Below are 13,472 nucleotides of genomic sequence, written 5' to 3'. Positions count from 1 at the left end.
TTGGCCACGTACCCCGGCCGCGACAGCTCATCGGTGCGCGGCTGCTCGTGCCGCACCCCCAGGCCCACCGCGAACTCGTGCGCCGCCACCCGCTCCGCGGCCGGCAGGCTCGCCGACACCGCCGTCGCCGCGACCACCCGGTCCACGCCCAGCGCCCGCACCGCCGCGGCCAGCACCACCCCGGAGTCCACCCCACCGGAGAAGGCGACCAGCACCCCCGGCACCGCGGCCAGCTCGGCGTCCAGCAGGGCCAGCCGGTGCTCCAGTCCGCTCATCGTGGCCAGGGTGTCACCCGGGTCAGCCGGGCGGGAAGCCGACCGTGACCCGGGCGACCGACCCGGCGTCCTCCACCAGCGCGACCAGCCGCCCGTCGGGGGCGATCGCCGCGTGCAGGCCGGGGGCACCGGTGGCCGGGACCCGCTGGCCGTACCCCAGGGCGACCGCCTCCTCCGCGGTGAGCTCGCGGGCCGGGAACACCGCCCGGGCGGCGTCGGTCAGGCCCAGGACTCCCGGGCCGCCGCCCGGGCCGGCCAGCGCCCCGGCGGCCTCCTCGACCGGGCGGGCCGCGGTCGTGGCGAAGGGCCCGGAGGAGGTGCGGCGCAGCGCGGTGAGGTGGCCGCCGACCCCGAGGGCCGCGCCCACGTCCCGGGCGATCGCCCGGATGTAGGTGCCGGTGCTGCAGGAGACGGTCACGTCGACGTCGACCAGGTCGGGGGTCGGACGGCGCACCGCGTGGACGTCGACCCGGTGCACGGTGACCGACCGGGCCGCCAGCTCGAACTCCTCGCCGGCCCGCACCCGGTCGTAGGAGCGCCGGCCGTCGACCTTCACCGCGCTCACCGACGACGGCACCTGCTGCAGCGGGCCCACCTGGCCGGCCAGTGCGGCACGGACGGCGTCCTCGGTCACCCCGGCGGCCGACGCGGTGGCGGTCACCTGGCCCTCACGGTCGTCGGTGACCGTCGTCTGGCCCAGCCGGACGGTGGCCTCGTAGGTCTTGTCCGAGCCGGCGAGGTGGCCGAGCAGCCGGGTGGCCGAGCCCACGCCGAGCACCAGCAGCCCGGTGGCCATCGGGTCCAGCGTGCCGGCGTGCCCCACCTTGCGGACCGACAGCACCCGCCGGGCCCGGGCGACGACGTCGTGGGAGGTCATGCCGCCGGCCTTGTCGACCAGCAGCAGGGACGGCGGGACGTCGGCGTCGGGCTTCTTCGGGCTCATCCGACCTCCTCGCTGGCGCTCGTCGGCCGGCTTCGCCGGGCTGCTCTGCTGATCGGTTCGCTCGCGAGCTCGCTCACGCTGCCACGCTCTCACCCAGCCAGGCGGTGCCGCGCATCCGCCAGCCGACCGCGACCAGCCGCAGCACGATGAACAGGGTCAGCCCGGTCCACACCCCCGGCAGTCCCCAGTCCAGCCAGCCGGAGAGCAGCGACAGCGGCACGAAGCCCACCAGCGCCGAGCCGATGGTGACCGTGCGCAGGTAGGCGACGTCGCCCGCGCCCATGAGCACCCCGTCCAGGGCGAAGACGACCCCGGCCAGCGGCTGCATGAGCGCCAGGAACCACCACACGACGTCGGCCTCGGCGAGCACGGCCGGGTCGTCGGTGAACACCGGCGGGAGCACCGGGCGCAGGGCGAGCAGCAGGACGGCGACCAGCACGCCGGTGCCCAGGCCCCAGCCGACCACCCGACCGGCGGTGGCCCGGGCCTCGGCCGGGCGGGCAGCGCCCAGGGCGGTGCCGACGAGGGTCTGCGCGGCGATGGCGTAGGCGTCGAGCACCAGGGCGAGGAAGAGCCACAGTTGCAGGGCGATCTGGTGCGCACCGAGCTCGGCGGTGCTCGACCGGGCCACGACCGCAGCGGCCGCGGCGAAGGCCAGCTGGAGCACGGCTGCGCGCAGCAGCAGGTCCCGCCCCAGCACGAGCTGGGCCCGCAGCGCAGCCGGCCGGGGCCGCAGCGAGATGGCCGAGCCGGCCAGCTCCCGGGTCAGCGCGCGCACGAAGAGCGCGGCGGAGACGGCCTGGCCGATCACGTTCGCCACCGCGGAACCGACCAGGCCCATCCCGACCGTGTGCACCAACAGCGGGCACAGCACCAGGCTGACCAGGCTGCCGGCCAGCACGTAGCCCATCGGCCGGCGCAGCTCCTGGACGCCCCGCAGCCAGCCGTTGCCGGCCAGCGCGATCAGCAGCAGCGGAAGGCCCAGGCTGGCGACCCGCAGCCACTCCTCGGCGGCGGCGGCGACCGGGCCGGCGCCGCCGGCCAGCAGCCGGGTCAGCGGCCCGGCCGCGACCTGGAAGACGGCGGTCAGCACGACGCCCAGGCCGAGAGCCAGCCAGGTCGCCTGGACGCCCTCGGCGACCGCGCCGGCCCGGTCGCCGGCCCCGGCGCGACGAGCTGCGCGGGCGGTCGTGCCGTACGCGAGGAAGTTGAGCAGCGCGACCACGTAGGCCAGCAGGCCGCCCCCGACCGCCAGACCGCCGAGGCTCACGGTCCCGAGGTTGCCGACCACCGCGGTGTCGACGAGCAGGTACAGCGGCTCGGCGGCGAGCACCACCAGCGCCGGCGCCGCCAGGGACGGGATCGACCTGCTCAGCGGGCCAGCTCCTGCCGGAGCGCGGCGATCGTGTCCTCCCGGTCACCGGTCGAGGTGTAGCCGGCGGCTGCGCGGTGACCACCGCCCCCGAGGGCCATCGCCACCCGGGCCAGGTCGGTGGCCCCGCGCGAGCGGAGGGAGACGGACCAGGCGCCGTCGTCCTGGCCCTTGAGGACGCAGGCGACGTCGGCCTCCGCGGTGGCCCGGACGACGTCCACCAGGGCCTCGAGCTGGTCGGGGGCCAGGCCGTGCGCCCCCGCTTCAGCTGCCGTCGACCAGGTCCAGACCAGGCCGGCGCCGACGTCCCGCTCCAGCACCGCCCGGCCGGTGACGGCCGAGAGCAGCCCCAGCCAGCCGAACGGGGCGGTGTCGAACAGCTGCTGGCTGATCGCCGCGTGGTCGATGCCGGTGCGCAGCAGCCGGGCGGCCAGCTCGTGGGTGCCCGGTGCGGTGTTGCCGAAGCGGAAGGAGCCGGTGTCGGCCGTCAGCCCCGCGTAGAGGCAGGTGGCCAGCGACTCGTCGAGCTCGACGCCCAGCCCGTCCAGCAGGTCCGCGACGAGCACGACGGTGGCGGCGGCGTGCGGCTCGACCACCCGGATCTCGCCGAACCCCGGGTTGCTGGCGTGGTGGTCGACGACGACCGACCGCCGCGCGGTGGTCAGCAGGGCCGCCAGGTCACCCAGGCGACCCGGCGAGGCGGCGTCCAGGCTGACGAACACGTCGACGTCGGCCGGCACGGTCCGTGGTGGGACCAGCTGCCCGGCGCCGGGGAGCCAGCCCAGCGAGGCCGGCAGCGTGAACGGCTCAGGGAAGGTCGGGACCACCCGGGCGCCACTGCGGCGCAGCCCCTCGGCCAGCGCCAGGGTGCTGCCCAGGGCGTCCGCGTCGGGCTGCACGTGGCCGGACAGCACGATCGTCTGCCCGGCGGCCGCCGCGGCAGCGAGCAGCTCCACGGCCGCGTCCGCGGGCGCGGAGACGGTGGTCATCGGTTCACGTGCCGTCCGGGCCGGCGTGCGGTGGCTGCTGCGGCTCGGGGTCGATGTTGCCGCCACCCACCGCGTAGTGCGTGCCGTCGTCCGGCTCGTCCGCCGCGATGCTGTCGGTCGTCCCGACGTCGCCCTGCTTGCCACCCGCGGTGGGGTCACCGGTGGCCGGCTCCTCCCGACCGCCGAACCCGGCCGCCGGCTGCTGCCCGGCCAGGTCGTCCGGGTCCGGGTCGACGGCCCCGGTCACGAGGCGTTCCGCTCGGCAGCGGCGGAGGGGCGGCCGTCTGCGTAGCCGTCGGTGCGCCCGGCAGCAGCGTCCGCCGGCTCGTCGGTCGCGACGTCGAGGTCGAGGTCCTCGGCGTCCTCGTCCTCGTCCTCATCGACCGCGGGCTTGCGGTACGGGTCGGGCTCGCCGGCGAACTCGGCACCCTCCCGGGCGCGGGCCAGCTCTGCGTCGGCCTCCCGGACACGGGCCAGCGCCTCCTCCAGCTCCCGGGCGGTGTCCGGGACGATGTCGGCGACGAAGGCGAGCGTGGGCACGAACTTGATCCCGGTCTGCTTGCCCACGGTGGAGCGGAGCACACCGGTGGCGCTGGCGAGGGCCCGCGCGGAGTCCTCGATCTGCTGCGCGTCGCCGTAGACGGTGTAGAACACCGTCGCCTCGCGCAGGTCACTGGTGACCCGCGCGTCGGTGATGGTGACCATCCCGAGGCGGGGGTCCTTGATCTGCATCTCGATCGTGGCGGAGACGATCTGGCGGATGCGCACCGCCAGCCGTCGTGCCCGGGCCGGGTCGGCCATCTCGGATCTCCTGGTTCGTGGGATGGAGCGGCCCCTCGCCGGGGCCCGCCGCCGAGGTTCCAGCGGCGGGGCGAGGGGTTCGTCCGTCAGTCGGTCTCGCTGAACAACTGCCGGTGAGTGGACAGCAGCGTCACCTCCGGCCGGTCTGCCAGCAGCCGCTCGCAGGCGTCGAGGACGTCGGTCACCTGAGCGGGCTGGCCCGCCACGGTGGCGACCCCGATCCGCGTACGACGGTGCAGGTCGGGGTCGCCCACCTCGGCGGCGGCCACGGCGAAACGGCGCCGTAGCTCGGCCACGATCGGCCGGACCACGGCGCGCTTCTCCTTGAGGGAGTGCACGTCGCCCAGCAACAGGTCGGCGGTGAGCGTGCCCGTGAACACGCTCACCGCCTCCCCTGCTGCTCAGTGCGTCGCGCGGCCCCCGTGGGCCTTCGTCAGGCGCGCGGCTTCTCGCGCAGCTCGAACGTCTGGATGACGTCCTCGGGCTTGATGTCGTTGAACGACCCCAGCCCGACACCGCACTCGTAGCCCTCCCGGACCTCGGTCGCGTCGTCCTTGAAGCGACGCAGCGACTCGACGGTCAGGTTGTCCGCGACCACGGCGCCGTCCCGGATGAGACGGGCCTTGGAGTTGCGGACGATCGTGCCGCTGCGCACCAGCGAGCCGGCGACGTTGCCGATCTTCGGGACCCGGAAGACCTCGCGGACCTCCGCGGTGCCCAGCTGCACCTCTTCGTACTCGGGCTTGAGCATGCCCTTGAGCGCGGACTCGATCTCCTCGATGGCCTGGTAGATGACCGTGTAGTACCGGACGTCCACGCCTTCGCGGGCGGCGAGCTCGGTGGCCTGGCCCTCGGCCCGGACGTTGAAGCCCAGGACGATGACGTCGTCGGCCAGCGCCAGGTCGATGTCGCTCTTGGTGATCCCACCGACGCCGCGGTGGATGACCCGCAGCGTGAGGTCGTCGCTCACCTCGATCTTCATCAGCGCCTCTTCGAGCGCCTCGACGGTGCCCGAGTTGTCGCCCTTGATGATCAGGTTGAGCTGACGGGTCTCCCTGAGCGCCGCGTCGAGGTCCTCCAGGCTGATCCGCTTCCGCATGGACGCGTTCTGCGCATTGCGGATGCGGGCCTGACGGCGATCGGCGATCTGCCGGGCGATCCGGTCCTCCTCGACGACGAGGAAGGTGTCACCGGCGCGCGGCACGGAGGTCAGGCCGACGACCTGGACCGGGCGGGCCGGCAGGGCCTCCTTGAGCTTGTTGCCGTGCTCGTCGAGCAGCGACCGGACGCGACCGTAGGCGTCGCCGGCCACGATCGAGTCGCCCTGGCGCAGGGTGCCGCGCTGGACCAGCACCGTGGCGACGGGGCCACGGCCCTTGTCCAGCTTGCCCTCGATGACCACACCCTGGGGGTCCTGGCCCACGTTGGCGCGCAGGTCCAGGGAGGCGTCGGCGGTCAGCAGGATCGAGGTCAGCAGGTCGTCGAGGCCCTGACGGGTGGTCGCGGAGACGTCGACGAACATCGTGTCGCCGCCGTACTCCTCGGCCACCAGCCCGTACTCGGTGAGCTGCTGACGGATCTTGGCGGGGTTGGCCCCCTCCTTGTCGATCTTGTTGACCGCGACGACGATCGGCACCTCGGCGGCCTGGGCGTGGTTGAGCGCCTCGACCGTCTGCGGCATGACGCCGTCGTCGGCGGCCACGACCAGGACGACGATGTCGGTGACCTTCGCGCCACGGGCACGCATCGCGGTGAACGACTCGTGACCCGGGGTGTCGATGAAGGTGACCGGGCGCTCGTTGCCCTCGAGCTCGGTGACGATCTGGTAGGCGCCGATGTGCTGGGTGATGCCACCGGCCTCCTTGCCCGCCACGTTGGCGTGCCGGAGCGCGTCCAGGAGCTTGGTCTTCCCGTGGTCGACGTGACCCATGACGGTCACGACCGGCGGACGGATGCCCCAGTCGTCCTCGTCGTCGCTCTCCTCGTCACCGAAGGTGAGGTCGAAGGTGTCGAGGAGCTCGCGGTCCTCGTCCTCCGGGCTGACGACCTGGATGACCCAGCCGATCTCGGCACCCAGCAGCTGCAGGGTGTCGTCGTTGACCGACTGCGTCGCGGTGATCATCTCGCCCAGGTGGAACAGGGCGGTGACCAGCGCGGCCGGCTCGGCGTTGATCCGCTCGGCCAGGTCGGTCAGCGAAGCGCCACGCGGCAGCCGGACGGTCTGCCCGTTGCCCCGGGGCAGCGAGACGCCGCCCATGCTCGGCGCCGCCATGGAGTCGAACTCCTGACGCCGCTGCTTCTTGCTCTTGCGCCCACGGACCGGACCGCGACCACCCGGACGCCCGAAGGCACCTGCGGTACCGGCACCCGAGCCGCCACGGCCACGACCACGGCCACCGCCGCCACCACCGGGACGGAAACCGCCACCGGCCGGTGCACCACCGGGACCACCGGGGCCGCCGCCACCGGGACGGAAGCCACCGCCACCGCCACCGCCGGGACCACCCGGACGGCCACGACCACCGGCACCGCCGGGGCCACCGGGGCCACCGGCGCGACCGCCACCGGCCGGCCGCGGCGGCATCATGCCGGGGCTCGGACGCTGCGGCATCATGCCGGGGTTGGGACGGGGTCCACCCGGACCGGCGGCAGGACGGGGCCCGCCAGGACCGGACGCGGGACGCGGGCCACCGGCGCCGGCACCCGGACGGGGGCCACCCGGAGCCGGACGCGGTCCACCGGGACCGGTCTGGCCGGGCGCACCGCCACCCGGACGCGGACCGGCGGCTGCCGGACGCGGGGCGCTGCTGAAGGGGTTGTTGCCCGGCCGGGGGGCCGGACGGGGGCCGGGCCGCGGGCCGGGAGCGGCCGGACGCGGGGCACCCGGAGTCGCTCCACCGGCGGCCGGGCCGCCGGTCGGTGCACCACCCGCGGGACGCGGACCCGGGGCAACCGGACGGGCGTCCGGCTGGGCCGGGGCGGCCGGAGCCTGCTGGTCCGGGGCGCTGGCAGCGGGCTGCTGCGCAGCCGGTGCCTCGGCCGCCGGCTGCTGCGGCGCCGGCCGGGGGCCGGGACGCGGGCCGGGGGCAGCCGGACGGGACGGCGACGGAGCCGGCACGTCAGCCCGGGCCGCAGGGACCTGCGGGGCAGGTGCCTGCGGCGCAGCCGGAGCCGGGGTCGGTGCTGCGGGGGCCGGAGCCGCCGGGGCAGCCGCAACGGGCGGGGCCGGTCGAGGGCCGGGTGCGCCGGGACGGGGACCCGGGCGGGCGCCGGAGGCGTTGCCGCCACCGGAGCTCGGGGCGCCGTCGCCGGGGAAGGCCTCACGCAGCCGTCGGGCCACCGGGGCCTCGACGGTGGACGAGGCGGACTTCACGAACTCGCCCTGCTCCTTGAGCTTGGCGAGCACTGTCTTGCTGTCGATACCGAGCTCTTTCGCGAGCTCGTGTACGCGGGCCTTGCCTGGCACGGGTCTCCTCTGGTGAGGCCGGCGGCTGGCCCGCTCGACCTCTGATTCAGTGGTGCATGGTCATCGTGGCGACTTCACGGGTTGCTCATCCGAGGTCGTCCTGCTCTCGACTGTGGACCGGCCGGGTGCCGGTCCGACTGGATCGCGCTCAGTGCTGGGTGCTCACTGCCTGGTGCTCGGTGCTGTCCGCCCGGGACCGGCCCCGTGGCGGGTCAGCTGACCTGCCGGAGGACGTGCGCCTCGAGCGAGCCGGTCTCCAGCGGCGTGCTGCTGCGCAGCGCGCGCGGGAAGGCCCGGCGCCGAACTGCTGCCTGCAGGCACTCCGCGGTGGGGTGCAGTGACGCACCCCGGCCGGGGAGCCGTCGCCGCGGGTCAGGGGTGAGCCCCCCGCCGCGGACGACGACACGCAACAGCTCGGTGACCGGTGCGCGTCGCCGGCACCCCACACAGGTGCGGACCGGCGTCGACGAATCGGCCATCACGGAGTCTAGCGCGCCGTGGACCCGGGATGTTCCGCGCGCCGCACGGGCGGCCGGTGACCACCCTGCGGACCACGGACACCGGGCCGACCGGCCTGTGCTCCCGGACGCAGCGGAGCCCGCCCGACCCCCGGGGAGACCGGGGCACCGCCGTCGGTGGACTCGGCGTCACTGCGGATGTCGATGCGGCACCCGGTGAGCCGGGCGGCCAGCCGGGCGTTCTGCCCCTCCTTGCCGATCGCGAGCGACAGCTGGTAGTCGGGCACGACCACCTGGACGGCCCGGGCGGCCGCGTCGACCACCCGTGCGCTGGTGACCCGCGCGGGCGACAACGCTGAGGCGACGAAGCTCGCCTCGTCGTCGGACCAGTCGACGATGTCGATCTTCTCGCCGTGCAGGTCGCTCATCACGTTGCGGACCCGCTGGCCCATCGGGCCGATGCAGGCGCCCTTGGCGTTGAGCCCGGGGACGCTGGTGCGGACGGCGATCTTCGACCGGTGCCCGGCCTCCCGGGCCACCGCCACGATCTCCACGCTGCCGTCGGCGACCTCGGGCACCTCCAACGCGAAGAGCTTGCGCACCAGGTTGGGGTGGGTGCGGGACAGCGTCACCTGCGGACCGCGGAACGTGCGGGCGACCGAGACGACGTAGGCCTTCAGCCGGCTGCCGTGGCGGTAGTCCTCGCCGGGCACCTGCTCGGGCGCCGGGAGGGTGGCCTCCACCTTGCCGATGTCGACCAGCACCATGCCCTGGGTGTTGCGGCGGTCGTGCGCCTGCACGATGCCGCTGACGATGTCGCCCTCCTTGCCGGCGTACTCACCGAACGTCTGCTCGTGCTCGGCGTCCCGCAGCCGCTGGATGATCACCTGCTTGGCGGTGCTGGCCGCGATCCGGCCGAAGTCGGAGGGGGTGTCGTCCCACTCGTGCACGACCTCACCGTCCGGGCCCAGCTCCTGCGCCAGGACGGCGACCTCACCGCTCTTGCGGTCGATCTGCACGCGCACGTGCTTGGCAGCCCCGTCCGCGTGCCGGTAGGCGGTGACCAGGGCGGTCTCGATCGCCTGCAGCACCGTGTCCGCGGGGATGCCCTTCTCCCGCTCGACCGCCTTGAGTGCCGTCACGTCGATGTTCACTTGTTGCCTCCTCGTCGCGGCCGGGGGTCCCGCGGCGCGCGGCGCGGGGCCGGTCGCCCGGTCCTCCCGCTCGCGTCGGTCGCGTCGTCCCCGGCCGGGTCCTGCTCGTGGTGGTGCTCGGCACCCGCGGGCACCTCGTCGTCGGTCTCGTCGTCGTCCTGGTGCGCCTCGTCGTCCCGGTGCTCGTCGTCGTGCTCGTCCTCGTCGTGCTCGTCCTCGTCGTGCTCGTCGCCGGTGCCGTCGCCGAGGTGGACCAGCGCGGCGTCGCGGTGCCCGGCCGGCCGGGTGAACTCGACCTGCACCCGGGCCTCGCCCAGCTCAGCCCAGCGCACGGTGCGCTCGCCGACCGCCTTGCGGACCTGGCCCTTCTTGGTGCCGCCCTTCTCCACGGCCAGCACGACCCCGTCGTCGTCGACCCGGAGCACCCGCCCGGTCAGCTCCTCCCGGCCGGAGTCGGGGCCGACGGCGACGCTGACCAGCCGGCCGACGTTGCGACGCCAGTGCCGCGGCAGGGTGAGCGGGCGGTCGACGCCGGGGCTGGTGACCTCCAGGACGTACGGCGAGCGCCCCAGCGCCTCGTCCTGCGCGTCGAACACCTCCGACAGCGCGCGGCTGAGCTCGGCGACGTCGTCCAAGCTCACCCCGGCGTCCCGGTCGATCACGACCCGCACCACAGAGCGCTGGCCTGCCGGGCGGACGACGAGCTCCTCCAGGTCGTAGCCGGCGGCGGTGACCACGGGCTCGACCCAGCCGGTCAGCTTGGCGGTCACCACGTCCGCGGTGCCGGCACCTCGGGTGGACACCGACTGCCTCCTGTTGTCTGGGAACCGCGACGTGACCACCGGAGGTGGACCCGGTGCCGACCGGTCGGACCCGACGGGCCACCGGCGTGCTGCGCGTGAACCGTCAGGCTACCGCCCGTACCGCCGGCACCACCGGTCCCGCAGCTGCCGACCGCCGCGCCGGTGCGTACGGCGAGGACCGCTCCCCGGGACTGTCAGGATGGACGACGATGTCCGGACTCCTCCCCGCTCCCCCGGCCGCCGGCACCTTCACCCGCCGCAGCCTGCTGGTCGCCACCCTCGCCGGCACCGCACTGGTCGCCATCGGCTGCACCGGCAGCCCCGGCGACGTGACCGACGCGGTCACGCCGGCTCAGGTCGACCAGCTGGCCGCCCAGGTCCGGGTGCAGGAGGCCGTGGTCACCGCCTACGACCAGGCGGTGAGCAGCGCCCCCGAGCTCGCCGCGTCGCTGACCCCGCTCGCCGCGCAGGCGCTCGCGCAGCTGGACCGGCTCCGGGCGGCCGCCCCAGGGGACCCCGGCACGACCGCCGCGTCGACCAGCGGGGTGGCCGCACCGACCGACCCGACCGAGGCGCGGGCCTGGCTGCGGAACCTCGTCGGCACTGCGGCCGCCACCCACGCCGCGGCCTGCCCGGACTTCACGGGAGGCCGCGCGGCGCTCCTCGGCAGCATCGCGGCGGGCCTCCGGGGGCAGGAGACGGTGCTGGCATGAGCGCTGCACCGGAGCTCACCGCCGGGAGACGGGACGACGATGGCTGACGGCACCCGCTCACCTTCCGCGTCGCCCACCGCGGCGGAGGACGCCGCACTGCAGGAGGCGCTGGCCGCAGCACACGTGGCGATCTGGGGCTACGGGGTCGTCGGTGCGGCACTCCCGCCGGAGTCCCGGGACCTCGTCGTCGCGTGCGAGCTGGCGTACCTGGACCTCCGCGACGAGCTGCTCGCCCTGCTCAGCGGACGGCAGGTCGAGCCGGTCGACGACGAACCGGGGTACACGCTGCCCTTCCCGGTGCTGTCCGCGGTGGACGCCGCCGCGCTGGCGGTGACGCTGGAGGAGGGGTCGTCCGCAGCCTGGACGTGGGTGCTGGACCAGGCGACCGAGCGCAGCACCCGCGAGCTCGGCGTGGCGGCACTGGGCGCCGCCGAGCTCCGGGCGGTCGGCTGGCGTGTCCGGGCCGGCCGCACCCCACCCACCACTGCGTTCCCCGGCCTGCCGGAGGCCTAGCCGCCGAGGGCGGCCAGGAAGGCGTCGGCGACCGGGACGGCGACGCTGCTGGACTGCCCCGCCTCGACCAGGACGGCGAAGGCGATGTCGCCCTGCGGTCCACCGAGCTGGTAGCCCATGAACCACCCGTGTGCGTCCAGCGGGGTGTTCGTGCCGTACTCCGCGGTACCGGTCTTCCCGTACACCTCGCCGCGGTCGGCCAGCTCGGCGGCCGTCCCGCCGACCACCACCTGGCGCATCATCGGCCGCAGCGCGTCGAGGACGGCCGGGGCGGGCCCGACGGGGGCCGCCCCGGCAGGCTCGTCGCCGACGACCTCCACGGGCACGGCGGGGGTGCCGCCGGCGATGCCGGCGGCGACCAGGGCGAGCTGGGCCGGGCTCATCAGCACCTGGCCCTGGCCGATCGCGTCGGCGGCCTCGGTGGTGCCGGTGCTCGCGGCCGGCACCTCCCCGCTGAAGACGTCGACCGGCAGCTGCCAGTCGGTGCCCACCCCGTAGGACGCGGCCGCGTCGGCGAGCGCCCCGTCGGGGAGGGTGAGGGCCTGCTGGATGAAGGTGGTGTTGCAAGACCGGGCGAACGCCTCGGTCATCGGCACCGTCCCGAGGTCGAACTGGTCCTCGTTCTCGAACTCCCGGCCCTCCACCGTGGTCGTGGCCGGGCAGGGCACGAGCGTGTCCGGGGCGACCGTGCCGGCCGCCAGGAGCGCCGTCGCCGTGATCGTCTTCATGGCCGAGCCGGGTGGGAACTGCCCGGCCAGGGCGTTGACCGGGTTGGCCGCCTCGTTGGAGCTGACCGCCAGGAGCTCCCCGGTGCCCGGCCGGACCGCCACCAGGTGGGTGGCGAGCGGCTGGGTGGCCACGGCGGCGTCGGCGGCGTTCTGGACCGCCGGCAGCAGCGGGGTCTGGACGGGGGTGCCGGGCACGGGCTCGACGGTCCCCACCACCCGTCCGGGGTCCTCGAGGGCCTCGTCGGTGCTGACCACCCGGACGGTGAACCCGGGCGTGCCGGCCAGCTGCTCCTGGCGGGCCCGCTGCAGGCCGGAGAGGCCCAGCCGGTCCCCGGCGGCGTAGCGCTGCTCGCCGTCGGCGTCGACGGCGCCCTCCAGCACCTCGGCGGTGGCCTCCCCGACCCGACCCAGCAGCGCGAGCCCGAACCGGGACGTGGGCGCCAGCAGCCGGGTGCTGGTCGGGAACACCGCGCCGGGCAGGTCGTAGACCTGGGCGCGGATCGCCTCGAAGTCCGGCCGGCGCAGGGTGATCACCGGGACGAACTGCCCGGCCGGTGCCGCCTGCACGTCCGCGGTGATCTCCTCCGCCGGGATCCCGGTCGCCGCGGCCAGCCCGGCGGCCAGCGCCGGCAGGTCGGTGACCTGACCGGTGTCCACCCCCACGTCGACCACCTCGGTCTCGGCGAACAGCGGCGCGCCGGTGCCGTCGGTGATCGGAGCGCGGTCCGGCAGCGACCGGGCGAGCTCCAGGTGCTGGCCGTCGGCCAGCTCCGGGTGGACGACGGCCGGCGAGGCGACGACCTCCCAGCGGTCCTCGCCGTCCTGCTCGCCCTCCTGAAGCTCCAGGGTGGCGTCGTAGGTCCAGTCCGGTGCCGCGGCGAGGTCCCAGGTGGCCTGCCAGGCGACGGTCGCCGCGCCGTCCTCGACCTGCACCTCGCCCAGCTCGGTGGTCAGGGTCGCGTCGGGCAGGTCCTCGGCGGTCTGCTCGAGCAGGGCCCCGGTCACCTCGGGGTCGGTGGTGCGGTCGGCGGCCACGTCCGCCCGGCCGGCGGCCCAGTCGTCGAGGAACGCCTGGGCGGCGTCCCGGACGTCGTCGGAGGGGTCCCTGGAGCACCCGGCCAGCAACGGGGCGAGCACCAGCACCGCGGCGCCTCCGGCCATCGCCCCCCGGCGGGTCGCCCTGCGCCTGCTGCTGGACCCGTGTCGGCTGCGCACGGCCCCACCCTGGCAGAAGACCGCGGCCGATCCGGAACTCCG

13 protein-coding genes and 2 pseudogenes are annotated in these 13,472 nt (G+C 75.3%); 2 read left to right on the top strand and 13 right to left on the bottom strand.

Going from position 1 to position 13,472, the window contains the following annotated elements; genetic code table 11:
* The 12 genes and pseudogenes from O2V61_RS16090 to rimP all read right to left on the bottom strand — a co-directional run.
* Positions 1-275 (bottom strand): annotated as a pseudogene (locus O2V61_RS16090) (ATP-dependent sacrificial sulfur transferase LarE); the annotation flags it as partial.
* 22 nt (positions 276-297) lie between these two features.
* Positions 298-1,218 carry a tRNA pseudouridine(55) synthase TruB gene (gene truB, locus O2V61_RS16085; protein ID WP_269184259.1) on the bottom strand — a complete coding sequence of 307 codons (921 nt, stop codon included), beginning with the start codon at positions 1,216-1,218 and terminating at the stop codon, positions 298-300.
* 73 nt (positions 1,219-1,291) lie between these two features.
* Positions 1,292-2,551 (bottom strand): MATE family efflux transporter, encoded by a 1,260-nt coding sequence (locus O2V61_RS16080; protein ID WP_269184258.1) that lies wholly within the window; start codon positions 2,549-2,551, stop codon positions 1,292-1,294.
* Positions 2,552-2,589: 38 nt separating this feature from the next.
* Positions 2,590-3,579: a DHH family phosphoesterase gene (locus O2V61_RS16075; protein WP_269184257.1), complete on the bottom strand. Its 990-nt coding sequence runs from the start codon at positions 3,577-3,579 to the stop codon at positions 2,590-2,592.
* A gap of 4 nt (positions 3,580-3,583) precedes the next feature.
* Entirely contained in the window at positions 3,584-3,826 is a 243-nt protein-coding gene (locus O2V61_RS16070; RefSeq protein ID WP_269184256.1) for a hypothetical protein, read from the bottom strand.
* The gene (gene rbfA / locus O2V61_RS16065; protein ID WP_269184255.1) at positions 3,823-4,380 is read right to left on the bottom strand and encodes a 30S ribosome-binding factor RbfA; all 558 of its coding nucleotides are present in this window, start codon (positions 4,378-4,380) and stop codon (positions 3,823-3,825) included. Before rbfA ends, O2V61_RS16070 begins: the two co-directional genes overlap by 4 nt.
* Before the next feature lie 86 nt (positions 4,381-4,466).
* Positions 4,467-4,766 (bottom strand): DUF503 domain-containing protein, encoded by a 300-nt coding sequence (locus O2V61_RS16060; RefSeq protein WP_269184254.1) that lies wholly within the window; start codon positions 4,764-4,766, stop codon positions 4,467-4,469.
* A gap of 47 nt (positions 4,767-4,813) precedes the next feature.
* The gene (infB, locus tag O2V61_RS16055; protein WP_269171013.1) at positions 4,814-6,652 is read right to left on the bottom strand and encodes a translation initiation factor IF-2; all 1,839 of its coding nucleotides are present in this window, start codon (positions 6,650-6,652) and stop codon (positions 4,814-4,816) included.
* 1,053 nt (positions 6,653-7,705) lie between these two features.
* Positions 7,706-7,846: pseudogene (locus O2V61_RS16050) on the bottom strand (translation initiation factor IF-2 N-terminal domain-containing protein); the annotation flags it as partial.
* Between the two features lie 212 nt (positions 7,847-8,058).
* Positions 8,059-8,325, bottom strand: coding sequence for a YlxR family protein (locus tag O2V61_RS16045; RefSeq protein WP_269170978.1), 267 nt, complete (start codon positions 8,323-8,325; stop codon positions 8,059-8,061).
* A gap of 8 nt (positions 8,326-8,333) precedes the next feature.
* A complete protein-coding gene (gene nusA, locus O2V61_RS16040; RefSeq protein ID WP_269184253.1) occupies positions 8,334-9,458 on the bottom strand; it encodes a transcription termination factor NusA in 1,125 nt (374 codons plus the stop codon).
* Entirely contained in the window at positions 9,455-10,261 is an 807-nt protein-coding gene (rimP, locus tag O2V61_RS16035) for a ribosome maturation factor RimP (protein ID WP_269184252.1), read from the bottom strand. Before rimP ends, nusA begins: the two co-directional genes overlap by 4 nt.
* A 209-nt stretch (positions 10,262-10,470) precedes the next feature.
* On the opposite strand from rimP, the gene O2V61_RS16030 reads away from it, so the two are divergent.
* Both O2V61_RS16030 and O2V61_RS16025 read left to right on the top strand, forming a co-directional pair.
* Positions 10,471-10,974, top strand: a complete 504-nt coding sequence (locus tag O2V61_RS16030) for a hypothetical protein (RefSeq protein WP_269184251.1) — start codon at positions 10,471-10,473, stop codon at positions 10,972-10,974.
* 39 nt (positions 10,975-11,013) lie between these two features.
* On the top strand, positions 11,014-11,487 hold the full coding sequence (locus tag O2V61_RS16025; RefSeq protein ID WP_269184250.1) for a ferritin-like domain-containing protein: 474 nt from the start codon (positions 11,014-11,016) through the stop codon (positions 11,485-11,487).
* On the opposite strand, the gene O2V61_RS16020 is transcribed toward O2V61_RS16025, so the two are convergent.
* Positions 11,484-13,430, bottom strand: a complete 1,947-nt coding sequence (locus O2V61_RS16020) for a penicillin-binding transpeptidase domain-containing protein (RefSeq protein WP_269184249.1) — start codon at positions 13,428-13,430, stop codon at positions 11,484-11,486. The genes O2V61_RS16025 and O2V61_RS16020 overlap by 4 nt on opposite strands.
* Positions 13,431-13,472 lie beyond the last annotated feature (42 nt).

This window comes from Modestobacter sp. VKM Ac-2985 (genome assembly GCF_026967925.1).
Taxonomy (GTDB): domain Bacteria; phylum Actinomycetota; class Actinomycetes; order Mycobacteriales; family Geodermatophilaceae; genus Modestobacter.
The sequence above is the reverse complement of the archived record's forward strand: the minus strand, read 5'-3'. Positions and strand labels throughout refer to the sequence as shown.

What these genes read in the sequence shown, in the direction of transcription:
- truB (WP_269184259.1), bottom strand. Translation starts at nt 1,218, where the DNA reads ATGAGCCCGAAGAAGCCCGACGCCGACGTCCCGCCGTCCCTGCTGCTG.
- O2V61_RS16075 (WP_269184257.1), bottom strand. Translation starts at nt 3,579, where the DNA reads ATGACCACCGTCTCCGCGCCCGCGGACGCGGCCGTGGAGCTGCTCGCT.
- rbfA (WP_269184255.1), bottom strand. Translation starts at nt 4,380, where the DNA reads ATGGCCGACCCGGCCCGGGCACGACGGCTGGCGGTGCGCATCCGCCAG.
- infB (WP_269171013.1), bottom strand. Translation starts at nt 6,652, where the DNA reads ATGGCGGCGCCGAGCATGGGCGGCGTCTCGCTGCCCCGGGGCAACGGG.
- O2V61_RS16045 (WP_269170978.1), bottom strand. Translation starts at nt 8,325, where the DNA reads ATGGCCGATTCGTCGACGCCGGTCCGCACCTGTGTGGGGTGCCGGCGA.
- O2V61_RS16030 (WP_269184251.1), top strand. Translation starts at nt 10,471, where the DNA reads ATGTCCGGACTCCTCCCCGCTCCCCCGGCCGCCGGCACCTTCACCCGC.
- O2V61_RS16025 (WP_269184250.1), top strand. Translation starts at nt 11,014, where the DNA reads ATGGCTGACGGCACCCGCTCACCTTCCGCGTCGCCCACCGCGGCGGAG.